This window comes from Mesorhizobium sp. GbtcB19 (assembly GCF_019091085.1).
GTDB lineage: Bacteria > Pseudomonadota > Alphaproteobacteria > Rhizobiales > Rhizobiaceae > Mesorhizobium.
Map to the genome: position 1 here is coordinate 683,784 of NZ_JAGXJY010000001.1, position 26,147 is coordinate 709,930.

Consider the following 26,147-nt stretch of genomic DNA (forward strand, 5'->3'; position numbering starts at 1 on the left):
CGAGAAAGGGGCGGTCGCCCGCCCCTTTCCGGATTCCGCGAAGCGCTGCTCAGACGGCCGCAAGCGCCTGCGTCAGGTCGGCGATCAGATCGTCCGGGTGCTCGACACCGATCGAAAGCCGGATGGTGGTCTCAAGCACGCCGATGCGTTGACGAACGTCAAAGGGAATACCCGAATGGGTCATGGCCGCCGGGTGGCTGGCCAGCGATTCCGTGCCGCCGAGGCTCACCGCCAGCTTGAAGATCTGCAGGCTGTTCAGAAAGGCGAAAGCCGCTTTCTGCCCGCCGCGTATGTCGAACGAGAACGTCGAGCCGGCGCCGCCGCACTGTGCCCGGTAGACGCGGGCGGCCGGCGTGTTCTCGGCCAGGAATGGCAGATAATGCACCTTCTCGACCTTCGCATGATCGCGCAGGAACTCGGCGACCAAGCGCGCATTGTCGTTTGCCCGTTCCATGCGGATCGACAGCGTCTCCAGCGAGCGGCCGAGCATCCAGCAAGAATGCGGGTCGAGCTGCGTGCCGATCGCGCCGCGCAGCGCCTTGATCGGCCTGGTGACCGCCTTGCTGCCCATGGCAGCGCCGGCGATCAGGTCGGAATGGCCGCCGACATATTTGGTCAGCGAATAGACCGAAACATCGGCGCCGTGCTCGATAGGCCTCTGGAACACCGGGCCGAGCAGCGTGTTGTCGCAGGCGATGATCGGCGTCGTCCCTTGCCGGATACCGATCTCGTCGGCGATCCTGCGCATCAGCGCAATGTTGACAAGGCTGTTGGTCGGATTTGACGGCGTCTCGATGAGGATGACCGACACGCGGCCCTTGGCTAAGGCCGTGTCGGCAGCCACGCGCACCGCCGCCTCGTCGACACCATCCGCGAAACCAACGGCATCGATGCCGAAGCCGGCGAGCGTGCGCGTCAAAAGTGTCTCGGTGCCGCCATAGAGGGGCTGCGAGTGCAGGATGACGTCGCCCGGGCGCGCATAGGCCAGCAGCGTCGTCGCGATCGCCGACATGCCGGACGAAAACAGGATGCAGGCCTCCGTGCCTTCGTAGATCGCCAGCCGGTCCTCGACGATCTCGCTGTTGGGATGGTTGAAGCGCGAATAGACCAGGCCGGAGGCCGTGCCGCTCGGCGGCTCCTTGCGGCCCGACGTGTAGTCGAAGAAGTCGCGCCCCTCTTCCGCTGATTTGAAGACGAAGGTCGAGGTCAGGAACACCGGCGGCTTGACCGCGCCTTCCGAAAGGAGCGGATCGAAGCCATAGCTCAGCATCAGCGTCTCCGGATGGAGCTTGTGGTTGCCGATATGGGTTTTCGACGGACGCGGCGCGGTCATGGCTTTTCCTGCTGATCGAGGGTTGGCATCTTCAAGACGTATCGCCCGGCAATTTATGCGATCTCCCTCACGCAGTCCTTGCTATTTCCGGCCTCGCATGGCTGCATCTCCGCAACAAATTGCCCAAGGGTGCCAAAAGTGCAGCAGAAGATAGCCGACGATTTCGACCGCAAGATTTTGCGCGAACTACAGGCCGACGCACGCATCACCAACAACGAGCTTGCCGAGCGGATCGGCCTGTCGCCATCGCCGTGCCTGAGGCGCGTGCGGCGGCTGGAGGAGACGGGGGTAATCAGAGGCTACACAGCGCTGATCGATCCGGCCGCCTTCGGCTGGGGCATGGCCGCCATCGCAACCATACGGCTCAGCCGACAGAACGAGGACGAGATTGTGATGTTCGAGGACGCGATCCGCGGCTGGGACGAGGTGCTGGAATGCCACCTCGTCACCGGTTCACGCGACTATGTGCTGAAGGTGGTGACCGGAAACCTCGAGCAGTATGAGCGCTTCATCAAGGAAAAGATCGCACGGCTGAAATGCGTCGCCTCGATCGAAACCAGCTTCGTCATGAACACCATAAAGGAACGGCGCCTCTGACATCTGCCAGAGGCGCCGCGTTCAGGATCGAAATGTTTCCGAGGGGGCTTATTTGATCGCCTTGTCGGTGATCGCGGTCGTGTAGGCGCCGCTCGCCTCCTTGCTGATGATCTTCTGGTCGAGCAGCGCCTTGGCGGTGCGCTCATAGGCGGCCGGGATCAGCTTGCCGTCGGCATTGTCGACCAGCTTGGCCACTTCCTTCATCATGAACTTCTGGTGGTTCTCGTCCTGGCCGCCGGCGTCCACGACAATGCCGGCCGCTTCGTCGGTGTTCTCGGTGGCGTATTTCCAGCCCTTCATCGAGGCGCGCACGAAGCGCACCATCTTGTCCTCGAAGGCCGGATCCTTGAGCTTGCCCTCAAGCGTGTAGAGCCCGTCTTCCAGAAGGTCGTTGCCCATCGCCGAGTAGTTGAACACGACAAGGTCCTCCGGCTTGTAGCCGGCGTCCAGCACCTGACCGTATTCGTTGTAGGTCATAACCGAGATGCAGTCGGCCTGCTTCTGGATCAGCGGCTGCACGTCAAAGCTCTGCTTGAGCACGGTGACGCCGTCCGGGCCGCCATCGGTCTTGAGGCCGATCTTGTTCATCCAGGCGTAGAACGGATATTCGTTGCCGAAAAACCAGACGCCGAGCGTATGGCCCTTGAAGTCGGCTTCCGTCTTGATCGGGCCGGCCTTCGGGCAAACCAGTTCCATGCCCGCCTTCTTGAACGGCTGGGCGATGTTGACGAGCCCAACGCCCTTGTCACGGGCCGCGAGCGCGCCGCCCATCCAGTCGACGATGACGTCGGCGCCGCCGCCGGCGATCACCTGCTCGGGCGCGATGTCCGGGCCGCCCGGCTTGATGTCGACGTCGAGGCCTTCGGCGTCATAAAAACCCTTGGCCTTGGCGACATAGTAGCCGGCGAACTGGGCCTGCGTGACCCATTTCAATTGCAGTGTCACCTTGTCGGCGGCCATCGCCTGGAAAGCGGCCAGCGACATGGCGCCGGCCAGAGCAGAAATCAGCAGTCTTTTCATCTTTTTACCCTCTGAAGTTAGTACCCAAACCCACCGCCCCTATCCACCTCGGACAGAGGGATGCCAAAACGTGACGGCTCTCTCGATGAGAGCGACCACGCCATAAAAGACCGAACCCGCAAGTGCTGCAACTGCGATTTCGGCCCACACCATGTCGATGTTCATCCGCCCGACTTCCGTCGAGATGCGGAATCCCATGCCCACGACCGGCGTGCCGAAGAACTCGGCGACGATGGCGCCGATCAGCGCCAGCGTCGAGTTGATCTTCAGCGCATTGAAGATGAACGGCATTGCCGCCGGCAGCCTGAGCTTGAGCAAGGTCGGCCAATAGCCCGACGCATAGGTGCGCATCAGGTCGCGTTCCATATGCCCGGAGGCAGCGAGCCCCGCGACGGTGTTCACCAGCATCGGGAAGAAGGTCATGATGATGACGACCGCGGCCTTGGACGGCCAGTCGAAGCCGAACCACATCACCATGATCGGTGCGACGCCGATGATCGGCAGCGCCGAAACCATGTTGCCGATCGGTAAGAGCCCGCGCCGCAGGAACGGCACGCGGTCGGCGAGGATGGCGACGGCGAAGCCGGCGAGATTGCCGACGATATAGCCGATGAGCACCGCCTTGAAGATCGTCTGCCGCACATCCGACCCCAGGATCGGCAGCGAGTTGGCGATGCGCGCGCCGATGGCGCTCGGCGGCGGCAGGAGGATGAAGGGAATGCCGGCGCCGCGCGTCACCGCTTCCCAGATGATCAGGATCCAGGCGCCGAAGATCGCCGGAATGATCAGGCGCAGCGCCGTCTTGGCCGAGCCCTGAGTGGGGCGCAGCGACGAGAGCAAGGCGACACAGCGCCAGGCAAGCAGCCAGGCGGCGGCAAGCAGCAGGAAATACGGCACCAGCGCCGTGCCCTCGAAACCGGCAATGCCCTTGATCAGGAGCCAGGCCGCGGCGTGGGCGCCAACGAACAGCAAGACGGCTTCAACGATCGGCGTGAGCCTCACCATCGAGACCAGCGCCGCGATCAGCAGCAGCCCGATGATCAGGCCTTTTGCTCCCATATAAGGATAGGCAATTGTCGCCGTCGGCTCTGCCAAGGCCGCGACTTCCGGTTTCGACATCGCACCCAGCGCGAAGGCTATCAGGCAAAGCAGGATGGCCAGTACCGACTGCCAAGATGGCTTCAGCCAGTTCATGCCGGCCTCCCGCCCATGGCGCGATCGACGAGACGTCCGGCGATGCCGACCACCATCACCAGCAGGGCCGCGACGATCGAGCCGGCAACCAGCGCCGACCAGATATCGATGGTCTGGCTGTAATAGGCGCCGGCGAGCAATTTCGCGCCGATGCCGGCGACGGCACCCGTCGGCAGTTCACCCACGATGGCGCCGACCAGGCTCGCCGCCACCGCCACCTTCATCGAGGTGAACAGGAACGGCACAGAGGCCGGCACGCGCAGTTTCCAGAAGGTCTGCGAGGCGCTGGCATTGTAGGTATGCATCAAATCGAGATGCATGAGCTCGGGCGACCGCAGGCCTTTCACCATGCCGACGGCGACCGGGAAGAACGACAGATAGGTCGATATCAGCGCCTTCGGGATCAGGCCGGTGATGCCGATCGCCGCCAGCACCACGATGATCATCGGCGCCACCGCCAGGATCGGAATGGTCTGCGAGGCGATGATCCACGGCATCAGGCTGCGGTCGAGCGTCGCCACATGCACGATGCCGACAGCGATGACGATGCCGAGCGCGGTGCCGAAGGCGAAGCCGAGCAGCGTCGAGGACAGCGTCACCCAGGCATTGTAGACCAGGCTGCGGTTCGAGGTGACGGACCGAAGGAAGGTGTTCTCGAAGAAATTCACCGCCACCTGGTGCGGCGCCGGCAGCGTCGGCTTCGGCTGCGCCAGCGTCTTGCCGATGAACTCGACCGCGCCGGGCGTTTCGTTGGCGCGTTGATCGAGATCGCGCTGGAACGGCGCGTTGAGGATGACGACAAAGACATACCAGAGCACGACCACGCCGGCGAGGATGGTGGTCACGGGGATGATCTTGGAGCGGAAGGAGTCCATCAGCGCTCCCCTTCTCCTCTCCCCACCGGGGAGAGGGTGGCCGGAGCGAAGCGAAGGCCGGGTGAGGGTGAGTGTATCCGTCCATCGAGCACGGCCAGGATAGTATCCAGCACCGCCCTCCGCTCTGCCAGAACCTCCTGATTCCAGAATCGAAGAACAGAGTAGCCGTGGCGATTCAGCCAGGCGGTTCTCGCTGCGTCGGTTGGAGAATCCGCATGTTGGCTACCATCTATTTCGACGATCAACGCTTTCTCACGACAGACGAAGTCCGCGAAGAAAGGACCCAGCGGCACCTGCCTCACGAACTTATAGCCATTGAGGTGCCGCCCTCTCAGTTCGCCCCAAAGCTTGTACTCGGCTTCGGTCTCATCGATCCGAAGTTCGCGGGCCCGGGCCGTTGCCCCGACCTTTCTTTTGGTTGGGTCCGTTGACGTACCCTCACCCGACCTCCGCTTCGCTCCGGCCACCCTCTCCCCGGTGGGGAGAGGAGGGAGCTCATCTCCCGCCCCCTCAATCATCATAGCTGTGCCCTGCCCTCAAGCCGTCGCGCACGCGCGCGGCGATCGCCAGGAACTCCGGCGTCTCGCGGATGTCGAGCGGCCGCTTCCTCGGCAGCGTCGATTCGATGATGTCGGTGACGCGGCCGGGCCGCGGCGACATGACAACGATGCGCGTCGACAGATAGACAGCCTCCGGGATCGAGTGGGTGACGAAGCAGATCGTCTTGTTGGTCCGGTCCCACAGATCGAGGAGCTGTTCGTTCAGATGGTCGCGCACGATCTCGTCGAGGGCGCCGAACGGCTCGTCCATAAGCAGCAGGTCGGCATCGAAGGCGAGCGCGCGCGCGATCGAGGCCCGCTGCTGCATGCCGCCGGAAAGCTGCCAGGGATATTTCTTCTCGAAGCCCGCAAGGTTGACGAGTTCCAGCGTGCGCTTGATGCGCTCCGCCTGCTCGGCCTGGGAGAGACCGATGATCTCTAGTGGCAGCGCCACGTTGCGCTCGATGGTGCGCCACGGGAACAAGGCGGCCGCCTGGAACACATAGCCGTAGGCGCGTTTCTCGCGCGCCTGCTCCGGCGTCATGCCGTTGACGGAGATCGATCCCGAGGTTGCCTTCTCCAGATCGGCGATGACGCGCAGCAAGGTCGTCTTGCCGCAGCCGGACGGGCCGATGAAGGAAACGAATTCGCCCTTGCCGATGGTCAGATCGACATTGGACAGCGCCTGCACCGGACCGTCATTGGTCTGGAAGGTGAGGCCGAGCTTGCTTGCCGAAACGACGGCTGGCGGCTGTTCGGTCATTGCTGGCAGCCTGCCTTTCGCGGCCGCTGCCGCGCTGTCCGCAATCCGGTTGATTTTATGATAGCGTTGCTTTCCACTCGTCCTGTCCCACCCGATCGACGCCGCCCGGAGCCTTGCCGATGTCGCCTAAACCCACCTGTCATCTCGTTCGCCCCGAAAGCACCTATCAGGGCAAGCAAGGGCTGAGCTATTTCGCCGGCATCGCCGCCGAGACCGTCGGCTCCTCCGGCATCTGCATGCATCTTCTCACCATGCCGCCCGGCGCCCGCGCCAAGGCGCATATGCATGAAAGCCACGAGACGGCCATCTACGTGCTTTCGGGCGAAGTCCACACCTGGTACGGCGACCGGCTCGAGCACCACATCGTCGTCAAGGCCGGCGACCTCTTCTACATCCCGGCCGGCGTGCCGCATCTGCCGGCCAATCTCAGCGGTGCCCCTTCCTCGGCGGTCATCGCCCGCACCGATCCCAACGAGCAGGAAAGCGTCGTCCTGCTGCCGGACCTGGATGCTCTGGTTGCCTGAGGCTGGCGGGACCACCGTTACTTGCACCGGGAGACTTCGCCCATCACATTGCCGTCCTCGTCGGCCACCACAAGCTTCTTGGCATTCTTGGCGCTGCGCTTGATGGTGAACTTGGTGGGCGCCTGTCCCTCTTCGCCCTCCGCCTCACACTTTGCCGTCACCACCAGCGATCCGTCGGTCTGCGCCTGGCTGTCGCTGAAGGTGCAGGCGCTGGCCGCCGTGATCAGTTCCTTATCGGTCAGAAGCAGCATCTTGTCGGCGGCCACCTGCTGGCCGTTCCGGTTGATGCAGCCATATTTGTCGCCATAAGGCTTGCTGAGGTCGATGCCCGCGGCGAGCGCGTGGCCGGCAGCCAGCATCGCGGCCGCCGCGATCGCAAGATGAAGAGCCCGCATGGTCAGACCCCGGTGGCCGGAATGCCGGAACGCTCGACCTTGCGCGGCGCGGAAATCTCCTTCCAGGTCGACAGCGCCCGGTTGACCGCGGCGTTCGGCTCACGCGCGACGAACTCGCCATGCCCGACCTTGGCCTTGATGTCCGCCTCCTCGATCGACAATTCGCCGCGAGAGAAGACGAAGCGCGGCAGGCCGGTCACCTCGACGCCTTCGAAAACGTTGTAGTCGATCACCGACTGCTGCTTCTTGGCCGAGATGGTCTTCTTGCGCTTCGGATCCCAGACGACCATGTCGGCGTCGGCGCCTTCAACGATGGCGCCCTTCTTCGGATACATGTTGAGGATTTTTGCGATGTTGGTCGAGGTCACCGCGACGAACTCGTTCATCGTCAGCCGCCCGGTGTTGACGCCTCTCGTCCACAGCACCGGCAAGCGGTCCTCAAGCCCGCCAGTGCCGTTCGGGATCTTGGTGAAGTCGCCGATGCCGTTGCGCTTTTGGCTGGTGGTGAAGGAGCAGTGGTCGGTCGCCACGACCTGCAGCGACCCGGCCTGTAGGCCGGCCCACAGCGAATCCTGATGCAGCTTGTTGCGGAAGGGCGGGCTCATCACGCGGCGCGCGGCATGATCCCAGTCCTTGTTGAAATATTCGGTCTCGTCGAGCGTCAGGTGCTGGATCAGCGGCTCGCCATAGACGCGCATGCCCTTCTGGCGGGCGCGGCGGATCGCTTCATGGCTCTGCTCGCAGGAGACATGCACGACATAGAGCGGCACGCCCGCCATGTCGGCGATCATGATGGCGCGGTTTGTCGCCTCGCCTTCCACTTCCGGCGGGCGCGAATAGGCGTGGCCTTCCGGGCCGTTGTTGCCGGCGGCCAGCAGCTTTTGCGAGAGCGCCGCGACCACGTCGCCGTTCTCGGCATGGACCAGCGGCAGCGCGCCGAGGTCGGCGCAGCGCTGGAACGACGAATACATCTCGTCGTCGTCGACCATCAGCGCGCCCTTATAGGCCATGAAATGCTTGAATGAGGTGATGCCCCTGTCGACGACGGTCGCCATCTCGTCGAACACCTGCTTGCCCCACCAGGTGATCGCCATGTGGAAGGAATAGTCGCAGGCCGCCTTCGAGGTCTTGTTGTCCCACATCTGCAGCGCTTCGAGCAGCGACTGCTGCGGCGCCGGCAGGCAGAAATCGACCACCATCGTCGTGCCGCCGGAAAGGGCGGCGCGCGTGCCGGATTCGAAATCGTCGGCCGAGTAAGTGCCCATGAACGGCATTTCGAGATGCGTGTGCGGATCGATGCCGCCCGGCATGACGTAGCAGCCCGTGGCGTCGAACTCATGATCGCCGTGCAGGTTGGAGCCGATGGCGACGATCTTGCCGTGCTGCATCAGCACGTCGGCTTTCCACGTGCGGTCGGCGGTCACGACGGTGCCGTTCCGGATGACTTTGGTCATATCTGTTCCCCTGTTCTTTTCGCGCTTCTTTTGCGAGCGGCGTTGCGAGGTGAATGCTCTAGTCGGTCATTCGACGATTCCCGCCGTTTCGACCACCGCGTGGAACAGCACGTCGGCGCCCGCCGATGCCCACTCCTTGGTGATCTCTTCGGCCTCGTTGTGGCTGAGCCCGTCGACGCAGGGGCACATCACCATCGCGGTCGGCGCGACGCGGTTGATCCAGCAGGCGTCGTGACCGGCGCCGGAGACGATGTTGCGGTGCGAGTAACCCAGCCGCTCGGCGGCGTCGCGGATCGCCTTGACGCAATTCTTGTCGAAGGTGACAGGATCGAAATGACCGACCTGCTCGATCTCGTATTTGATGTCGAGCGCCTCACAGATCGTGGCGATGCCTTCGCGGATGCGGCCATCCATGGCGTCGAGCACTTCCTTTTCCGGCGAGCGGATGTCGATGGTGAAGACGGTGCGCCCTGCGATGATGTTGCGCGAGTTCGGATAGGCCTGCATGTGGCCGACCGCGCCGACCGCATCCGGCTGGTAGTCCATGGCGATCTCATGCACCAGCTCGATGACACGAGCCATGCCGAGCCCGGCATTGCGGCGCTTCGGCATCGGCGTCGAGCCGGTATGCGCCTCCTTGCCGGTCAGCGTCACCTGCAGCCATTTCAGGCCCTGTCCATGCGTGACGACGCCGATGTCGATGCCCTCGTCCTCCAGGATCGGCCCCTGTTCGATATGCAGCTCGAAGAAGGCGTGGATCTTGCGATCGCCGACCTTCTCGGTGCCTTTCCAGCCGATGCGCTCCAGCTCCTCGCCGAACTTTTTGCCGTCCTTGTCGACATGCTGGTAGACGTCGGCCTGGTCGAGCACGCCGGCAAAGACGCCGGACGCCATCATCGCCGGCGCGAAGCGCGCGCCTTCCTCGTTGGTCCAGTTGGTGACGACGATCGGGTGTTTGGTCTTGATGCCGAGATCGTTAAGCGAGCGCACGACTTCCAGCCCGCCCAGCACGCCGAGCACGCCGTCATACTTGCCGCCGGTCGGCTGAGTGTCGAGATGGCTGCCGACATAGACGGGCGGCAGGCTGGGATCGGTGCCTTCGCGGCGGGCAAACATCGTGCCCATCTCGTCGAGGCCCATTTCGAGCCCCGCCGCCTCGCACCAGCGCTTGAACAGATGGCGGCCTTCGCCGTCCTCGTCCGTCACGGTCTGGCGATTGTTGCCGCCGGCAATGCCGGGGCCGATCTTCGCCATCTCCATGATGGAATCCCACAAGCGGTCCGAATTGATTCGCAGATTTTCGCCGGGTGCGGCCATTTGCGGTTCCCATTTGCACCAGAGGTCTTGTCGCCTCTTGAGTGGTTTGCATCCTGACCGTATGGTCAGCTTTCAGACTACACAACCTGACCAAGCGGTCAACGAGAATCTTGGGGAAGACATGGCCGAAACCACCCGCCCCATGCGCAGACAAGACATAAGGCGGGAGAATGAAAAAGCCATTCTGCTCGCCGCCGAAAAAGTGTTCGCGGAGGCCGGGTTCGGCGGCGCCACGATGCAGCTGATCGCCGATCTGGCGGGACTGCCGAAGGCAAACCTCCACTATTACTTCGCCACCAAGGAAGAACTCTACCGATCCGTCGTCCAGAACATTTTTGAAATCTGGCTGCAGGCGGCCAACTGCTTCGACGCGGCGCGCGGCCCGGTGGACGGCATCAGCGCTTATATCGACGCCAAAATGGAAATCTCGCGCCGTCATCCGGACGGTTCGAAGGTCTGGGCCTCCGAAGTGATGCACGGCGCGCCGGTGCTTCAGGATTATATGGAATCGACGCTGCGCGAGTGGACTGACGGTCGCGTCGAGATCATCAGGCGCTGGATCGAGGAAGGCAAGATGGACCCGGTGGATCCGCGTCATCTGCTCTACATGCTCTGGGCCACGACCCAGCACTACGCCGATTTCGGCCACCAGATCGAGACGCTGAACGGCGGCAAGTCCCTTTCCGACCGGCAATGGCGGGAAGCCAAGGAAAATATCAAACGGGTAATCCTGACCGGCATCGGCGCGCAGCCTGCCTGATTGGGACCGCTCTTGAGGTCAGCGCATGTCCGTCGACCTCGCCCAGCCGCTCCACGGACACCCTCCCCCGACGGGAAGGGTGTCCGCGCCGGCTTATCAGTCGATGGACCTCAGAACATCACGAACATGGTCGATCAGTTCGTTGATCTGGCCCTTGGTGATGATCAGCGGCGGCGACAGCGCGATGATGTCGCCGGTCGTGCGGATCAGCGCGCCGCGCTCGAAGGCCTTCACGAAGGCAGAGAACGCCCGCTTGGTCGGGCTGCCGGCGATCGGCGCCAGCTCGATCGCGCCGATCAGGCCGATGTTGCGGATGTCGATGACATGCGGCTCGCCCTTGAGCGAATGCAGCGCGTCTTCCCAGTACGGCGCCAGTTCCTCGCCGCGCGTCAAAAGGCCCTCTTCCTTGTAGGTGTCCAGCGTTCCGAGCGCCGCGGCGCAGGCAATCGGATTGCCCGAATAGGTGTAGCCGTGGAAGAACTCGATCATGTGCTCGGGGCCGGTCATGAAGGCGTCGTGGATTTCCTTCTTCACGAACACCGCGCCCATCGGGATGACGCCGTTGGAGACACCCTTGGCGGTGGTCATGATGTCGGGCGTGACGCCGAAATAGTCGGCCGCGAACGGCGCGCCAAGGCGGCCGAAGCCGGTGATCACTTCATCGAAAATCAACAATATGCCGTGCTTCGTGCAGATTTCCCGAAGCTTCTGCAGATAGCCCTTCGGCGGCAGGATGACACCGGTGGAGCCGGCGACCGGCTCGACGATGACGGCCGCGATGGTCGAGGCGTCATGCAGCGTGACGAGACGCTCGAGCTCGTTGGCGAGTTCCGCGCCGTGCTCCGGCACGCCCTTCGAGAAGGCGTTCTTCTCCGGCAGGTGCGTGTGCGGCAGATGGTCGACGCCGCCGAGCAGCGTGCCGAACATCTTGCGGTTGGTGACGATGCCGCCGACCGAGATGCCGCCGAAATTGACGCCGTGATAGCCGCGCTCGCGGCCGATGAGGCGGGTGCGCGCGCCTTCGCCGCGGGCGCGGTGATAGGCGATCGCCATCTTCAGCGCGGTGTCGACCGATTCCGAACCTGAATTGGTGAAGAAGACATGGTCCATGCCCTTGGGCGCGATGTCGACCAGGCGGTTCGCCAGCTCGAACACAATGGGATGGCCCATCTGGAAGGCCGGCGCGTAGTCGAGTTCGGCGGCCTGGTTCTGGATCGCCTCGGTGATCTTCGGCCGGCAGTGGCCGGCGTTGACGCACCAGAGGCCGGCGGTGCCGTCGAGCACCTTGCGGCCGTCGCTGGTGGTATAATGCATGTCCCTGGCGGACACGAACATGCGTGGCGCCTGCTTGAACTGCCGGTTTGCCGTGAACGGCATCCAGAATGCGCTGAGATCGTTCGGCGTGACTTTCAGCCGGTTGGACATGACCAAGACTTCCCCTTGTAACCTGTTTCGGTGCGGCCAACGCTTGGTCTTTGCTGCGTTTTCGTGCTACGCAAATTTTTGACCGGTTGGACAAACGTTAGCACCGCCTGTCGGCGGTCAGGGGATTACTAGCGGAAATGCCGCATAAAAAGCGCGCTCCACAGCCTCAGGAAAAACTGGTCCAGAGAATTGGTCCAGAAAGCCAGCGCGGCGGTCTGCAAGGATGACGGACACGATGGAAGGCTCCGCTCCCCGCCGCACTCGCATTCAGCAGGAAAAGCGCGAACTTATCCTCGAAGCCGCGCTCGAAGTCTTCTCCGCCAACGGTTTTCGCGGCTCGACCATCGACCAGATCGCCGAAGCCGCCGGCATGTCGAAGCCCAACCTTCTCTATTATTTCCGCCGTAAGGAAGACATTCACGAGACGCTGATGCAGCGCCTGCTCGACACCTGGCTGGCGCCGCTGCGCGAGCTGGACGACATCGGCGATCCGTTGACGGAGCTCAGAAGCTATATCCGCAGGAAGCTCGAAATGGCGCGTGATTTTCCGCGCGAAAGCCGGCTCTTCGCCAACGAGATCCTGCAGGGCGCGCCACGCATCAAGCCGCTGCTGGAGGGCGAATTGAAGTCGCTCGTCGACGAGAAGGCCGCGGTCATCAAGGGCTGGATGCGTGCCGGCAAGATCGCCCGCACCGACCCCTGGCATCTGATCTTCTCGATCTGGGCGACGACGCAGCATTATGCCGACTTCGACGTCCAGGTGCGCGCCGTGCTCGGCGCCGACCGCGGCGGCGACGGCCGCTTCGAGGACGCGGCGCGGTTTTTGGAACAACTGTTCCTCGATGGGTTGAAGCCGAAGGGCTAGCGTCGACAAGGTGGCTTAGCAGGTGGACCGTATGTGCGGCTACTTGTCCGCCGTATGGTTGTTGCCGACCTTGGAGATTGGCCGAGGCCCCTCAGCTTCGTCATCCACGGGCGAAGCAAGGAGCGTAGCGACGCAGCGCAGACCCGAGGATCCATTCCGTGACATTGAGGCGCTGCGACGGTGCAGAATTCTGCACCGCTGCGCCCTTCGATCAAGGTAACGGCATGATCCTCGGGTCTCCGCGTCCGCTTCGCTCCCGCTCCGCCCGTGGATGACGAAGCGGAGAAGGCATCGCCAATCGCCTACGCGCTGCGTCGCTCAATTGGAAGGTCGTCGAGCAACTTCTTGAGCTTCGCTACCGAATTCTGCTCCGCCAGCGGCGTGTAGACGATCAATCTCATATCCGAGCCGTCGTCGATCGACAGGCTCATATGCTCGAACGTCATCGCGCCAGCGATCGGATGCCGCAGATGCTTCAGTCCGGACAGGCGATGCACGACATCGCGCTGCGGCCACCATTCGCGGAACTCCGGGCTTGAGCGCATCATCAGCGCGATCAGCCGCTCGAAATCCGGGTCGCCGGTGTATTTCGCGCTCTCGGCGCGGAACGCGGCGAGAGTTGCGCGTGCCAGCTGCTCCCAATCCACCAAAAGGTGCCGCCGGTGTGGATCGGTGAAGACACCGTGGATGATGTTGCGGGCATCGCCCTCCAACAGGCCGTAATCGCCGAAAATGGCGACGGCTGCGTCATTCCAGGCCAGCACGTCCCAGCGCGGGCCGACGACATAGGCAGGCTGCAACACCAAGCTCTGCAGCATGTGCAGCAAGGGTCCTTCGACCTTTCCCGCAACGATGCGCCGCCGCTCCGGCTGCTGGCGGCCGGCGAGCGTGAACAAATGCCGCTGCTCGGCGCCGTCGAGCCGGAGCGCCTGGCAGAGCGCCGACAGCACCTCGACCGAAGGCCGCACGTCCCTGCCCTGCTCCAGCCAGGTGTACCAGGTCGTGCCGACGCCGGCGATCATCGCCACCTCCTCGCGCCTAAGCCCAGGCGTGCGCCGCCGCGCGCCGCAAGCGATGCCGGCGGCATCAGGCGAAAGCCTCTCGCGGCGCGAACGCAGGAAGGCGCCGAGCTCGCGCCGGCGGTGATCTTCGGGGGAATGGGTCGCGATATCCATGCACGCATTATAGCAGTATTGATACCAGGATAAAGTTTGAACTGTTTGGGACGCGCGCGGTGTCCCATCTTGTCGCTCAGAGCAGCGCAAGGAGGCTCTGGACATGGAACTCAAGGACAAAACCATTCTCGTCACCGGCTCGACCGATGGCGTCGGCCGTGTGGTCGCGGAAAGGCTCGGCGCCGCCGGCGCCCGCGTGCTGGTACATGGCCGCGACAAAGGCCGCGGCAAGGCGACGGTTGCTGCCATCGAGGCCAAGGGCGGCAAGGCGGAATTTCTCGCCGCCGACCTGGCTTCGCTGGCCGAAGTGCGCCGCCTCGCCGAAGCCGTGCGCGCAAGGACCGACCGGCTCGATGTCTTGATCAACAATGCCGGCGTCGGCACCGGCGGCCAGGGCGCCAAACGGCAGGTCAGCGCCGACGGCTATGAGCTGCGCTTCGCCGTCAACTATCTCGCCGGTTTCCTGCTGACGTCGGAACTGCTGCCGCTCACCAAGGCAAGCGAGCCGGCGCGCATCGTCAACGTCGCCTCGGCCGGTCAACAGGCGATCGATTTCGACGACGTCATGCTGACGCAGGGCTATAGCGGCGTGCGCGCCTACTGCCAGAGCAAGCTGGCGCAGATCCTGTTCACCGTCGATCTGGCGGAGCAGCTCGACGGCACCGGCATCACCGTCAATGCGCTGCATCCGGCAAGCTACATGGACACCACCATGGTCCGGCAGGCCGGCGTCACGCCATGGAGCTCGGTCGAGACCGGCGCCGACGCCATCTTCAACCTCGCGGCTTCGCCGGCGCTTGAAGGAAAGAGCGGCCTCTACTTCGACGGCCAGCGGGAATCGCGTGCCGATGCGCAGGCTTACAACGAGAAGGCTCGCCGCCAATTGCGGACCTTGAGCCTCGAACTGATCGGCCACCCATCACCATCATCCAAGGAACAACATTCATGACCATCGAACATTGCGTCATCATCGGCGGCTCATCCGGCATCGGCCTGGCCACGGCCAGGCGTCTGGTCAGCCCGGCCATGAAAGTGACGATCACCGGCCGCAACGAGGAGAAGCTGAAGAGCGCCTGGAAGAGCCTCGACGGCACCGCCGACAAGGCCGCCTTCGACGCCACCAAGCCGGATGAGGTCCGGCAGTTTTTCGCCGAGCTCGGGCCGTTCGATCACCTGGTTCTCGCCGCCAGCGGCGGCAAGGGGCTGGGGCCGTTCGCGACGCTCGATCTCGCCGATATCGGCAGCGGCGTCGAGGAAAAGATCCGGCCGCAATTGTCCTGTTTGCAGGCGGCCCTGCCGACCTTGAACAGAGCCGGATCGGTGACCTTCATCTCGGCCGTCTCGGCGCAGATCGCAGCGCCCGGCGTCGCCGGCATCGGCGCCATCAACGGCATGCTTTTGACCGTCGCGCCGATCCTGGCGGTCGAGCTGAAGCCGCTGCGCGTCAATGTCGTGGCGCCGGGCGTCATCGACACGCCGTGGTGGGACTTCCTGCCGGACGACCAGCGGCAGGCGGTGTTTGCCGAATATGCCGGCAAGACGCCTGTCGGCCGCATCGGACGCGCCGAGGATGTCGCCGAAGCGATTGCCTTCCTCGTCTCCAACGGCTTCATGACCGGCCAAGTGCTGACCTGCGACGGCGGCCTGCGCTTCGCCGCGTAATCGCCAACGGATCAATTGGAAATGAGGCCGGGCAGGAAGGCTAGTAGGAACAGCCCGGCAACAATCGCATACCAGACAATCAGATGGATCGCCTTCGTCAGCCGGCGGCCCACCTCGCGTGCCCGCTTCGGGTGAAGCGGATCGTAGATCACCTCGACCGGAGCGCCGACAGTCCCGGTCGTTCTGTTGACCGGCAGATGCGAGTCGAAACGCCACATCTTGCCCTGCCGGTCGGCGAATTCGATGACCGGCGTGTCCGGCCCGTCACTCGACTTGTCGATGCTGACCACCCTGCCGGTGGCAAAGGCGCCGCGTCGCCTCAGCATGGCGTCGCCATAGGTCTGTATGGCGAGGATCGACAGGAAGAAGACGCCGCACAGAAAACACCAGATCTGGATGTCGCTCGGATGCCCGCCAAATGCTTCGGCGATTGCCCGAAACGGGAACAGCGCCTGGTGGGCGACGTCAGAAACGCGCGTCCAGAATGCAGTCCAGCTCTGCTCCATCGCCGTTCTACCCGCGCCAACCCGCGGCTTTCATACAGGACAATCGCGACGGAGCGATTAACGCCGGACCGTCAATTGCGCCGACCGTCAGGCGGATTCAGAATCTCGTTCTGAAGATTCTCAAATATGTCATTGAAAAAGCGTGCGCCCGTCACGAGCCCACGCTTTCGATGGATAAACTCAAGCAGCCTTGGCGGCCGGCATCGGATGAATGGCGTGGAACGGAATGCACAGCCGGTTCCAGGTGTTGATCATGCCGAGCGCGACCGAGAGCTTGACCAGTTCCTCTTCCGAGAAATGCTTCAGCGTGCTGGCGTAGAGCTCGTCCGATACGCCATGGTCAGCAATCAGCGTCACGGCTTCGGTCCAGGCGAAGGCGGCGCGCTCGCGCTCGGAAAACAGCGGCGATTCCTTCCAGGCGGCGACCAGATAGAGCCGGGTCTCGGTCTCTCCGTCGCGTCTCGCCTCGCGGCTGTGCATTTCGACGCAATACGAGCAGCCGTTGATTTGCGAGGCCCTGAGCTTGATCAGGTGGAGCAGGCTCACTTCCAGCCCGCATTCGTCCACGGCCTTGTTGAGCGCCGACACCGCCTTCATGATCTCAGGCGCCTTGGCAAAGAACTGCAGTCTCGGTTTCATCGTCTTTCCTTCCAGGTTTGGGTGGGTTTGGGTTCAGATCTGCTTGGGTGCAGCGGATTTCTGCGGCCGCTGGTGGCGCTCGACGAAGGCGCAGCTCGCGGCATAGGATCGCGGATCGCCTTCCGCGGCGTATTCGGCCACGATGTCGGACAGCTTCACTTCGGCGAGCGCTGCGCGATAGGCGCGCTCGGCCTTCAGCATCGCGGCATTGATGCCGCAAGGTTTGACATAGGCCGAGGCATCGATCTTGACCGGGCCGCGCTGGCGGATTTCGCCACAGCGGAACGCGGGCTCCCTGCCCTCGACCGCCAGCACGATATCGAGCAGCGTGATCTGTTCCGCCGCTCGCGCCAGCCGGTAACCGCCCGCCGGCCCCGGCACCGATTCCAGGATGCGCCCCGCCGTGAGTTGGTTGAGATGTTTCAGCAGATAGCTCGGCGACAGTCCGAAACATTCCGCGAGTGCCGCGCCGGACATGGTGCTGTTGCCGTCGACGCTGGCCAGCGTCGCCGCGCAGTGGATGGCCGCCTCAACGCCCTCGCCCAGCTTCATGATGCCGATCTCCTGTTCTTGGATATCTTTTATCCTGGATAATTTTTATCTGCAATAGAGAAATGCGAATTGCTGCGCCAATTCACAACGGCAGTTTGAGAGAGAAAGGGCCCTCGCAGGACTTGGGTTCCTCGCACCCCGCAAAGCGGGGGAGAGGTGGCCCGGCGAAGCCGGGACGGAGAGGGGGACACCCTCTGCGAAGTCAGAGCCGGTGAAGAATGTGGTGCTAGCAAGATAAACAGGCGATCAGGAGCCCGGGGCTAGCTCTCAGCCGTCCCGAAGGCCCCTCTCCGTCCCGGCTTCGCCGGGCCACCTCTCCCCACTTCGTGGGGCGAGGAACCCGAATTCTCCGAAGGCAGCCCTACTCCGCCGCCACCTTGGCCATCGGATTGTTGGGGTGCGTCGTCCAGTTGGCGTAGATCGGCGACACCGGCTTGCCGGTGCGCTGGTCCATCGCGCCGGCCGCCAGCGGCTCCATGGTGATGCAGCCTTCGACCGGGCAGACATTGACGCAGAGATTGCAGCCGACGCATTCGGCCTCGATCACCTCGAAATGCCTGGCCCCATTGACCATGCTGGTGATCGCCTGGTGCGAGGTGTCCTCGCAGGCGATGTGGCAGCGGCCGCATTTGATGCAGGCATCCTGGTCGATACGCGCCTTGGCGACATAGTTGAGGTTGAGATACTGCCAGTCGGTGACGTTGGGCGTGGCGCGGCCGATGATGTCGGAGAGCGACGCGTGGCCCTTCTCGTCCATCCAATTTTCCAGGCCGGCGATCATCTCCTGCACGATCTTGAAACCATAGGTCATGGCCGCCGTGCAGACCTGCACATTGCCGGCGCCGAGCGCCATGAATTCGGCCGCGTCGCGCCAGGTGGTGATGCCGCCGATGCCGGAGATCGGCAGGCCGCGGGTTTCCGGATCACGCGCGATCTCGGCCACCATGTTCATGGCGATCGGCTTCACCGCCGGGCCGCAATAGCCGCCATGCGAGCCCTTGCCGTCGATGGTCGGCTGCGGCGCGAAGCTGTCGAGATCGACGCCGGTGATCGAGTTGATGGTGTTGATCAGTGACACCGCGTCTGTGCCGCCGGCGTGCGCCGCCCGCGCGGGCTTGCGGATGTCGGTAATGTTGGGCGTCAGCTTGGTGATGACGGGCATGCGCGTGTACTGCTTGCACCAGCGCACCACCATCTCGATATATTCCGGCACCTGGCCGACCGCCGATCCCATGCCGCGCTCGCTCATGCCGTGCGGACAGCCGAAATTGAGCTCGATCCCGTCGGCGCCGGTCTCCTCGACCAGCGGCAGGATCGCCTTCCAGCTTTCCTCCACGCAAGGCACCATGATCGAGGCGATCAGCGCCCGGTCCGGCCAGTTCATCTTGACCTGCTTCATCTCGCGCAAATTGGTCTGCAGGTCGCGGTCGGTGATCAGCTCGATGTTGTTGAGGCCAAGCAGGCGGCGGTCGGCGCCCCAGATCGCGCCGTAGCGCGGACCGTTGACGTTGACGACCGGCGGGCCCTCTTCGCCCAGCGTCTTCCACACCACGCCGCCCCAGCCCGCCTTGAAGGCGCGCTCGACATTGTAGGCCTTGTCGGTCGGCGGCGCCGAGGCCAGCCAGAACGGATTGGGCGACTTGATGCCAATGAAATTGTTGCGGATGTCTGCCATGCTCATGCCCTCCCGTTAGAGGTCAATGCCCGATGGATGCTCTCGGCCGCGTCGCGCCCTTGCGCCACCGCCGATACGGTGAGGTCGTCGCCGCCGAAGATGCAGTCGCCGCCGGCCCAGACTTTCGCCAGCGAGGTGCGGCCTTCGGCATCGACCTTGATGCGGCCGCCTTCGAGTTCGATCGCCTCCTCGCTGCCGTTGAGATGCGCCGGCACGAAACTCTGGCCGATCGCCTTGAACACCTGGTCGGCGACGAGCGTCAGCCGTTCGCCCGTGCCGGCGAGCTTGTCGCCGCTCAATGCCGTGTATTCGAGCTCGATCCCAGAAACCTTGCCGTTCTCGGCAATGACGCGCTTCGGCTGCAGCCAGTGGCGGATGGTGACGCCGTTGGCGGCGGCCAGATCCTGCTCGAAACCGGAAGCGTTCATATGCTCCTGGCCACGGCGATAGCAGATCGTCACTTCCTCCGCGCCGAGCAGCTTCGATTGCACGGCGGCGTCGACCGCCGTCATGCCGCCGCCGATGACGACGACGCGCCGGCCGACCGGCAGGCTGGAAAGGTCGCTTGCCTGGCGCAGTTCGGCGATGAACTCGACCGCATTGGTGACGCCGTCGGCATCCTCGCCGTCGGCGCGCAGCGCATTGACGCCGCCAAGCCCCATGCCGAGGAACACCGCGTCGTAGTTGCGCATCAGGTCGGCCAGCTGGAAGTCGCGACCGAGCGCCTTGCCGTTCTGGATGTCGATGCCGCCGATCGCGGTGACGTAGTCGACCTCGGCCTGGGCGAAATCGTCGACGCTCTTATAGGCGGCAATGCCATATTCGTTGAGACCGCCGGCCTTCGGCCGCGCCTCGAGGATCGTCACCTCATGGCCGTGGCGGGCAAGACGATGCGCCGCCGCCAGCCCGGCCGGCCCGGCACCGACCACGGCAATGCTCTTGCCCGTCGCTTCGGCGCGCTTGTAGAACTGCTTGTCCTCGCTCATGGCGACATCGGTGGCGTAGCGCTGCAGCCGGCCGATCTGCACCGGCTTGCCTTCCGCCACCTCGCGCACGCAGACCTCTTCGCATAGCGTCTCGGTCGGGCAGACGCGGGCGCACATGCCGCCCAGGATGTTCTGGTCGAAGATCGTCTTGGCCGAGCCAAGCGGATTGCCGGTCGCGATCTGGCGGATGAACAGCGGGATGTCGATCGAGGTCGGACACGCATTCATGCACGGCGCATCGTAGCAGAAATAGCATCGATCGGATTCGACCAGCGCCTCATGATGGTCCAGCGGCGGGTGCAGATCGGAAAAATTGTCGGCATATTGCTCGGAAGACAGCCTGCCGCCGGCAATGCCTTCGATGAAATGACCAGTCGCCATTCCAGTTCCCCTTGTTGTCGTTTTGGGGAAGGCTAGCACGTTTTATTTTTTTATCAATTGGTCAATTTTCGGCCAAGTCACTGTAATGGCTGGACAAAAACATGATAGTTTCAGTCATATTATAGCCGCCCCGGTAACCCCTGCGGCATCAAGGCTTGTGATCCTATGGCCGTGGATCGACCGGATCTCATCCGCGACCAGTTCCTGCAGCCGCCACAGATTGCGGTCATGGATGCCGAAGGTCTCGAGGTGGCTGACGGTGTTGTAGAGATATTCAGCGCCGGAACCGACATGGCCGCACGCGCGCGCCAGCACCCAAGCCACCTTCTCCAGCGGCTGCCCGAGTGACGTGCCCCTGCCGGTCACGCCAACCCAGAAGCCCAATGCCCGCAGCCGCCCTTGCGCCGTGCGCACCGGAACCCATCTGACCGAGGCGACGCTCTCGTGATCGTCGATCTCACGTCGCAGCAGCCTTTCGATCTGGGCAGCCTTCTCGCCGTTCGGCAGGCGGTAGATGACGCCGTCGCAGCGCCCACCGCGTTCGAGCGCCATCATCAGCCCCGGCTGCGCGGCGCTGCCTCTCCAGCGAACCAGGTCGAGGCAGAACGAGCGGTGCCAACCATGGGCCGAAGCGCGCAACTGCTCGACAGACTCGAAGGCCGGCTTCCAGATCAGCGAACCATAGGCGAACACCCAGAGCGGACCCTCGTCGGCTTCACCGGCGAGACGAGCAGCGAGGGCGCTGAAATCGTCGTCGCTGAGCTGCGTCCACTCCCCGCTCGGACCGGGATCGACCTCCTCGCGGTGGCAGAGCGCGACAAGCTCAGGCGTGAGCGACATTCGACGCATGGAAGGCAAACCCCTCTTTGAATCCAAGCAAAGTCGAAAACCCTCGGATACGCAAGATCGCCGGTCCAGAGCCTTGCCGTTCCCGATTTCTGGACCAGATGTCGGATTTCTGTCGCCAGGATCGTCCTAAGATGGATCGAACCGCGATCGCTGCCTGAACCGGTGAGGAGACCGACCATGCCGAATGCCCCAACGCCTTTCTTCTGGTACGAACTGATGACCACCGACCTCGACGCCGCCGAGGCTTTTTACACCGCAATTGTCGGCTGGAAGGCCGAGCCCTTCGACAAGGCGCCCGGCATGCCCCGCTATATCGTCGTGAACTCCGCCGTGCGCGGTGTCGGCGGGCTGATGACCATGCCGGAAGACGCCGCCAAGATGGGCATGCCGCCGGCATGGATCGGCTATATCTACACCAAGGACGTCGATGCCTCGACCGAGGCGCTCAAGCAGGCAGGCGGTGCGGTGCACCGGGCGCCGGACGACATTCCGGGTGTAGGCCGCTTCGCGGTCGTTGCCGACCCGCAAGGCGCGACTTTCATGTTCCTTCAGCCGAACCAGCCTGACCAGCCGCCGGTGCCGGCGACCACGCTCGGCCATGTCGGCTGGCATGAGCTCTACACCTCCGACTGGAAAGCCGCCTTCGATTTCTATTCCAGCCAGTTCGGCTGGACGAGCGCCGGCGAGTTCGACATGGGTGAGATGGGTATTTACAAAACCTTTGGCGCCGGCCCGGACTCCGGTGGCGGCATCATGAACAAACCGCCGCAGATCCCGGTTCCTGTCTGGCAGTTCTATTTCAACGTCGACGCCATCGACGCCGCCGCCAAGCGCGTCACCGACAATGGCGGCAAGGTCATCATGGGACCGATGGACGTGCCGAGCGGCCAGTGGATCATCCAGTGCCAGGACCCGCAAGGCGCACATTTCGCCTTGCTGGCGCCGGTGCGCTAGAGCAATTCCAGGAAAAGTGTAAGCGGTTTTCCGCCCGGAATTGCGTCAAAACAAAGAGATAGAGCGGTTCATCGTTTCCGTGAAACGGTGAACCGCTCTATCAGCACTTAATTGGATGGGCTGGCGCCGGATCACTCCGGCGTCAGCACCGCCACCTTCAGATCGGCCTTTTTCGCGCCGCTGAGCTGGATGATCGCCGCGCCGCCGGCGAGCTTGAAGCGCACGCTCTTGCGAATGCCCGGGCAGGTCTTCACGCCGCTGAAAGCCGCGGATTTTACGGTCTTGCCATCCTGCACGACATCGATCCAGGCCTCATCGGACAGGCTGAGCTGGAGCTCACCTTCAGGCGGGACGGTCACATTTGCCGTCGCGCCAAACGTGCCGGCAGCCGGCGCACGCTCCGGCGGCACCTCAAAGTTGATCGTGTCGACCGCCGCGAGCGAGAAATCCACCGCTTCCCCGACCGTCAGCTTGGCGCCCGATTGCGCGGCGGGCGCCTCCGGAAACAGCGCCTGCTCGCGCTCGACCGGCCATTTGAACGCATCGCAGCCGGTATCGGCGGCCATGGCGAAGCTGGTGCCTGCAAGGATTGCGAAGAGGCCGATGACGACTTTTCTCATGATAAGGGAGACTCGCTTGGTTTGATCCATCACCTCCCCAATACAACCATAGGAATAGATATGCAACCATGGCGAGAAGAAATATGCGGATTGAAACCATAACCGCTCACCGATTGTTGATGGTTGGCCAAGGGAAGTGAGTGGTCCGTCGCCGGGCGATAATTTAAGGCCCGAGTGGGGGTAAAATGGAGTTTTGGATGAAGCTTTTCGAACGCCTTGCTCAGTACCGGCCGCAGGCGCTGGGCATATTGCGCATCATGACCGCACTGCAGTTCATCGAACATGGGTCGCAAAAACTGTTCAACTTCCCGGTCAGCGCAGAGCCGCATGCCCTCACCGGACTGACGACGGCTGCCGGCATTCTCGAATTCGCCGGCGGCATCCTTTTGGCGCTCGGCCTCTTCACCCGCCCGGTCGCCTTCCTCCTGGCCGGCGAAATGGCGATCGCCTATTTCATGGCGCACTTTCCGCGCGACTTCTTTCCGGCCAACAACGGCGGCGACGCTGCCATCCTGTTCTGCTTTGTCTTCCTCTATCTGTTCTTTGCCGGTTCAGGTGCCTTCGCACTGGACAATCGCGAGAGCGCCAAGGCCTGATGGCGGGATGCGCACCACCGTCAGGCGCGCATCCGTTCGAAATTGGCATCGAACAGCGGCGCCGCCTGGATAAGCGCGGCGTGGCGTTTACCGAGGATCTCGATCTCGAAACCGTCCGGTCTGTCGGCGATCTCCTTCGGCACGTAGCCCATGGCTACCGATTTCCTCGAATTGTGCGCATAGCCGCCGGACGTGACCCAGCCGCGCACAACGCCGTCATGCCAGATCGCTTCGTCACCGATGACGTCGGCATCGGTGGCCTCGACGATGAAGCTGCGCAGCCGAAGCTTGCCGCCCTCTCTACGCTCGGCAAGCGCTGCTTGCTTGCCGATGAAGTCCGCCTCCTTGCCATAGGCGACGAAACGGTCGAGCCCGGCCTCGACCGGCCCGTAGATCGGCCGGTATTCGCGCGCCCATGAGCCGTAGTTCTTCTCCAGCCGCAGCGCATTCAGTGCGCGCGAACCGAACAGGCCGATGCCGAATTCCTCGCCCGCAGTGACCAGCGCGTGGAAGGCGGCGCGCTGATATTCCGGCGCCACCCAGATCTCGTAGCCGAGATCGCCGGTGTAGCTGACGCGGCCGACAAGGCACGGCGCCATGCCGATATCCATCCTGGCCACGGCCATGAACGGGAAAGCCGCATTTGAAACATCGGCGCGGGTGACCTTGGCGAGAACCGCCCTCGCCTTGGGCCCGGCGATCGCAAGGCCGGTGAGCTTCTGCCCCAGCGCCTCGATCCGCACCGAACCATCCCTGGGCAGATGCGCCTCGAACCAGCGCATGTGATATTGCTCGGCGATGCCGGAGCCGGCGATGAACCACTCGCGGTCGTCGATATTGGCAAGGGTGAAATCGCCGATCAGCCTGCCGTCGTCCTTCAGCATCGGCGTCAGCGTCATGCGGCCGCGTCCGGGCAGCTTGCAGGCAAGCATGCGATCGAGCCAGGCAGCCGCGCCCTCGCCCGTTACCTTGTATTTGGCGAAGTTGGAAATCTCCGAGAGGCCGACGCCGTTGCGCACGGTCGCGACTTCCTTGGCGACATGGTCGAAATCGCTCGAACGCCGCCAGGAGAACTCATCCTTGACGCCTTCCGGCGCGTACCACAGCGGCACTTCGAGCCCGTAGGACACGCCCCATTGCGCGCCCTTGGCGGCAAGCGTGTCGTAGACCGGCGTCGTCTTGAGCTGACGCCCTGCCGGCAGTTCCTCGTTGGGGAAGCGGATCGAGAAGCGCCGCGAATAATTCTCGCGCACCTTGGCATTGGTGTAGGCCATTGTCGCCCAGTCGCCGTAGCGCGCCACGTCCATCGCCCAGATATCGGCGCCCGGATCGCCCTCGATCATCCAGTTGGAGAGCGCCAGTCCGACGCCGCCGCCTTGGGAAAAGCCCGCCATGACGCCGCAGGCGACCCAGAAGCCGGGCAGTCCGCGCACCGGACCGACCAGCGGATTGCCGTCCGGCGCGAAGGTGAAGGGGCCGTTGATGATCTGCTTGATGCCGGTCTTCTGGAAGGCGGGGAAGTGGCGGAAGCCGACTTCCAGCGACGGCGCGATGCGGTCGATGTCCGGCTCCAGCAATTCGTGGCCGAAATTCCATGGCGTCTGAAACTCGGACCAGACCTTGTTGGCCTTCTCGTAGGTGCCCATCAGCATGCCGCCGCGCTCCTGGCGCAAGTACAACTCGCCGTCGAAGTCGACGGCGTGGATGATCTCGGTGCCGGTCTTCTTGTTCCAGTCGGCAACCTCCGGCATGTCCTCGGTGATCAGGTACATGTGCTCCATCGCGAGCACCGGCAGTTCCAGCCCGACCATGCGGCCAACCTCGCGCGCCCACAGCCCGCCGGCATTGACGACATGCTCGGCCACGACCTCGCCCTTGTTGGTGATGACGCGCCATAGCCCGTCGGGCCGGCGCACGATGTCCTCGACCTTGGTGAAGCGTTCGACCTCGGCGCCGAGCCTGCGCGCGGCTTTGGCATAGGCGTGCGTCACGCCGGAGGGGTCGAGATGGCCGTCCTCCTTGTTGCGCACCGCGCCGACGAACTGGCTGGGATCGATGAGCGGCATCAATTCCGCCGCTTCCTTCGCCGAAATCACTTCAAGGTCGATGCCGAGATAGCGGCCCTTGGATACCACGCCGCGCAGCCAGTCGAGCCGCGCCTCGGTCGCGGCCAGAAGCACGCCGCCGGTCAGATGCACGCCGGTCGCCTGTCCGGAAAGCTCCTCGATCTCCTTGTAGAGCGAGATCGTATATTTCTGCAGCTTGGCGACGTTGGGGTCGCCATTGATCGTGTGCATGCCGCCAGCCGCATGCCAGGTCGAGCCCGAGGTCAGTTCGTCGCGTTCCAGAAGCACCACATCGGTCCAGCCGTGGCGGGCAAGATGGAACAGCACCGAGCATCCGACGACACCGCCGCCGATGACCACGACCTTTGCATGCGACTTCATGGGGTTTTTCTCGTTGCTTCAGTGCGTTGAAAGATTGAAATGAA

At 63.5% G+C, this 26,147-nt stretch carries 27 protein-coding genes; 8 read left to right on the forward strand and 19 right to left on the reverse strand.

All coding sequences use genetic code 11. The features are described 5' to 3' along the window. Positions 1 to 49 precede the first annotated feature (49 nt). The gene (locus tag KVT37_RS03250; RefSeq protein ID WP_217569555.1) at positions 50 to 1,333 is read right to left on the reverse strand and encodes a cystathionine gamma-synthase family protein; all 1,284 of its coding nucleotides are present in this window, start codon (positions 1,331 to 1,333) and stop codon (positions 50 to 52) included. Positions 1,334 to 1,471: 138 nt separating this feature from the next. On the opposite strand from KVT37_RS03250, the gene KVT37_RS03255 reads away from it, so the two are divergent. Continuing rightward, a complete protein-coding gene (locus KVT37_RS03255) occupies positions 1,472 to 1,930 on the forward strand; it encodes an Lrp/AsnC family transcriptional regulator (protein WP_217569557.1) in 459 nt (152 codons plus the stop codon). A 48-nt stretch (positions 1,931 to 1,978) separates the two neighbouring features. Here KVT37_RS03255 and KVT37_RS03260 read toward each other — a convergent pair whose 3' ends face one another. Genes KVT37_RS03260 through KVT37_RS03280 form a run of 5 tightly spaced genes read right to left on the reverse strand, consistent with a single transcriptional unit; the run spans position 1,979 to position 6,321 of the window. After that, entirely contained in the window at positions 1,979 to 2,950 is a 972-nt protein-coding gene (locus KVT37_RS03260) for an ABC transporter substrate-binding protein (protein ID WP_217569559.1), read from the reverse strand. A 39-nt stretch (positions 2,951 to 2,989) separates the two neighbouring features. Beyond that, positions 2,990 to 4,144, reverse strand: coding sequence for an ABC transporter permease (locus tag KVT37_RS03265; RefSeq protein ID WP_217569561.1), 1,155 nt, complete (start codon positions 4,142 to 4,144; stop codon positions 2,990 to 2,992). Further along, complete coding sequence (locus tag KVT37_RS03270) at positions 4,141 to 5,019, reverse strand: ABC transporter permease (protein WP_217569563.1); 879 nt, start codon at positions 5,017 to 5,019, stop codon at positions 4,141 to 4,143. Before KVT37_RS03270 ends, KVT37_RS03265 begins: the two co-directional genes overlap by 4 nt. Then, positions 5,019 to 5,540 (reverse strand): endonuclease domain-containing protein, encoded by a 522-nt coding sequence (locus tag KVT37_RS03275; RefSeq protein ID WP_217569565.1) that lies wholly within the window; start codon positions 5,538 to 5,540, stop codon positions 5,019 to 5,021. Before KVT37_RS03275 ends, KVT37_RS03270 begins: the two co-directional genes overlap by 1 nt. Continuing rightward, complete coding sequence (locus KVT37_RS03280) at positions 5,530 to 6,321, reverse strand: ABC transporter ATP-binding protein (RefSeq protein WP_217569567.1); 792 nt, start codon at positions 6,319 to 6,321, stop codon at positions 5,530 to 5,532. The genes KVT37_RS03275 and KVT37_RS03280 overlap by 11 nt, the downstream gene beginning before the upstream one ends. 113 nt (positions 6,322 to 6,434) lie before the next feature. Here KVT37_RS03280 and KVT37_RS03285 point away from each other — a divergent pair, with 113 nt between their 5' ends. After that, on the forward strand, positions 6,435 to 6,845 hold the full coding sequence (locus tag KVT37_RS03285) for a cupin domain-containing protein (protein ID WP_217569568.1): 411 nt from the start codon (positions 6,435 to 6,437) through the stop codon (positions 6,843 to 6,845). Between the two features lie 17 nt (positions 6,846 to 6,862). On the opposite strand, the gene KVT37_RS03290 is transcribed toward KVT37_RS03285, so the two are convergent. From KVT37_RS03290 to KVT37_RS03300, 3 genes are all read right to left on the reverse strand, one after another. Further along, positions 6,863 to 7,240, reverse strand: a complete 378-nt coding sequence (locus tag KVT37_RS03290) for a hypothetical protein (RefSeq protein WP_217569571.1) — start codon at positions 7,238 to 7,240, stop codon at positions 6,863 to 6,865. A gap of 2 nt (positions 7,241 to 7,242) precedes the next feature. Next, positions 7,243 to 8,694, reverse strand: a complete 1,452-nt coding sequence (gene hydA / locus KVT37_RS03295) for a dihydropyrimidinase (RefSeq protein WP_217569573.1) — start codon at positions 8,692 to 8,694, stop codon at positions 7,243 to 7,245. A gap of 66 nt (positions 8,695 to 8,760) precedes the next feature. Continuing rightward, a complete protein-coding gene (locus KVT37_RS03300; protein ID WP_217569575.1) occupies positions 8,761 to 10,011 on the reverse strand; it encodes a Zn-dependent hydrolase in 1,251 nt (416 codons plus the stop codon). Here KVT37_RS03300 and KVT37_RS03305 point away from each other — a divergent pair. Beyond that, the gene (locus tag KVT37_RS03305) at positions 9,953 to 10,771 is read left to right on the forward strand and encodes a TetR/AcrR family transcriptional regulator (protein WP_254633757.1); all 819 of its coding nucleotides are present in this window, start codon (positions 9,953 to 9,955) and stop codon (positions 10,769 to 10,771) included. The genes KVT37_RS03300 and KVT37_RS03305 overlap by 59 nt on opposite strands. A 96-nt stretch (positions 10,772 to 10,867) precedes the next feature. Here the strand turns inward: KVT37_RS03305 and KVT37_RS03310 are convergent, their stop codons facing one another. After that, on the reverse strand, positions 10,868 to 12,196 hold the full coding sequence (locus KVT37_RS03310) for an aspartate aminotransferase family protein (protein ID WP_217569577.1): 1,329 nt from the start codon (positions 12,194 to 12,196) through the stop codon (positions 10,868 to 10,870). Between the two features lie 235 nt (positions 12,197 to 12,431). On the opposite strand from KVT37_RS03310, the gene KVT37_RS03315 reads away from it, so the two are divergent. Next, a complete protein-coding gene (locus tag KVT37_RS03315; protein WP_217569917.1) occupies positions 12,432 to 13,061 on the forward strand; it encodes a TetR family transcriptional regulator C-terminal domain-containing protein in 630 nt (209 codons plus the stop codon). A gap of 302 nt (positions 13,062 to 13,363) precedes the next feature. On the opposite strand, the gene KVT37_RS03320 is transcribed toward KVT37_RS03315, so the two are convergent. Continuing rightward, the gene (locus KVT37_RS03320) at positions 13,364 to 14,236 is read right to left on the reverse strand and encodes a helix-turn-helix transcriptional regulator (RefSeq protein ID WP_217569579.1); all 873 of its coding nucleotides are present in this window, start codon (positions 14,234 to 14,236) and stop codon (positions 13,364 to 13,366) included. 103 nt (positions 14,237 to 14,339) lie between these two features. Between KVT37_RS03320 and KVT37_RS03325 the strand changes: the two genes are divergently transcribed. Together KVT37_RS03325 and KVT37_RS03330 are read left to right on the forward strand one after the other, a co-directional pair. Then, the gene (locus KVT37_RS03325) at positions 14,340 to 15,185 is read left to right on the forward strand and encodes an SDR family oxidoreductase (RefSeq protein WP_217569581.1); all 846 of its coding nucleotides are present in this window, start codon (positions 14,340 to 14,342) and stop codon (positions 15,183 to 15,185) included. Then, a complete protein-coding gene (locus KVT37_RS03330; RefSeq protein ID WP_217569583.1) occupies positions 15,182 to 15,898 on the forward strand; it encodes an SDR family oxidoreductase in 717 nt (238 codons plus the stop codon). Before KVT37_RS03325 ends, KVT37_RS03330 begins: the two co-directional genes overlap by 4 nt. 11 nt (positions 15,899 to 15,909) lie before the next feature. Here the strand turns inward: KVT37_RS03330 and KVT37_RS03335 are convergent, their stop codons facing one another. From KVT37_RS03335 to KVT37_RS03360, 6 genes are all read right to left on the reverse strand, one after another. After that, a complete protein-coding gene (locus KVT37_RS03335) occupies positions 15,910 to 16,404 on the reverse strand; it encodes a DUF3592 domain-containing protein (RefSeq protein WP_217569585.1) in 495 nt (164 codons plus the stop codon). A 180-nt stretch (positions 16,405 to 16,584) separates the two neighbouring features. Next, the gene (locus KVT37_RS03340; RefSeq protein WP_217569587.1) at positions 16,585 to 17,043 is read right to left on the reverse strand and encodes a carboxymuconolactone decarboxylase family protein; all 459 of its coding nucleotides are present in this window, start codon (positions 17,041 to 17,043) and stop codon (positions 16,585 to 16,587) included. A 33-nt stretch (positions 17,044 to 17,076) separates the two neighbouring features. Next, positions 17,077 to 17,595, reverse strand: a complete 519-nt coding sequence (locus KVT37_RS03345; RefSeq protein WP_217569589.1) for an Rrf2 family transcriptional regulator — start codon at positions 17,593 to 17,595, stop codon at positions 17,077 to 17,079. Positions 17,596 to 17,956: 361 nt separating this feature from the next. Beyond that, positions 17,957 to 19,270: an NAD-dependent dihydropyrimidine dehydrogenase subunit PreA gene (gene preA, locus KVT37_RS03350; RefSeq protein ID WP_217569591.1), complete on the reverse strand. Its 1,314-nt coding sequence runs from the start codon at positions 19,268 to 19,270 to the stop codon at positions 17,957 to 17,959. Between the two features lie 2 nt (positions 19,271 to 19,272). Further along, complete coding sequence (locus KVT37_RS03355) at positions 19,273 to 20,637, reverse strand: NAD(P)-dependent oxidoreductase (RefSeq protein ID WP_217569593.1); 1,365 nt, start codon at positions 20,635 to 20,637, stop codon at positions 19,273 to 19,275. A gap of 114 nt (positions 20,638 to 20,751) precedes the next feature. Next, a complete protein-coding gene (locus KVT37_RS03360) occupies positions 20,752 to 21,486 on the reverse strand; it encodes a gamma-glutamylcyclotransferase (protein ID WP_217569595.1) in 735 nt (244 codons plus the stop codon). A 177-nt stretch (positions 21,487 to 21,663) separates the two neighbouring features. On the opposite strand from KVT37_RS03360, the gene KVT37_RS03365 reads away from it, so the two are divergent. Then, on the forward strand, positions 21,664 to 22,440 hold the full coding sequence (locus tag KVT37_RS03365; protein ID WP_217569596.1) for a VOC family protein: 777 nt from the start codon (positions 21,664 to 21,666) through the stop codon (positions 22,438 to 22,440). A gap of 131 nt (positions 22,441 to 22,571) precedes the next feature. Here KVT37_RS03365 and KVT37_RS03370 read toward each other — a convergent pair whose 3' ends face one another. Further along, a complete protein-coding gene (locus KVT37_RS03370) occupies positions 22,572 to 23,060 on the reverse strand; it encodes a hypothetical protein (RefSeq protein ID WP_217569598.1) in 489 nt (162 codons plus the stop codon). A 197-nt stretch (positions 23,061 to 23,257) separates the two neighbouring features. On the opposite strand from KVT37_RS03370, the gene KVT37_RS03375 reads away from it, so the two are divergent. After that, positions 23,258 to 23,656 (forward strand): DoxX family protein, encoded by a 399-nt coding sequence (locus tag KVT37_RS03375; protein ID WP_217569600.1) that lies wholly within the window; start codon positions 23,258 to 23,260, stop codon positions 23,654 to 23,656. Positions 23,657 to 23,676: 20 nt separating this feature from the next. On the opposite strand, the gene KVT37_RS03380 is transcribed toward KVT37_RS03375, so the two are convergent. After that, positions 23,677 to 26,103, reverse strand: a complete 2,427-nt coding sequence (locus KVT37_RS03380) for an FAD-dependent oxidoreductase (RefSeq protein WP_217569602.1) — start codon at positions 26,101 to 26,103, stop codon at positions 23,677 to 23,679. Positions 26,104 to 26,147 lie beyond the last annotated feature (44 nt).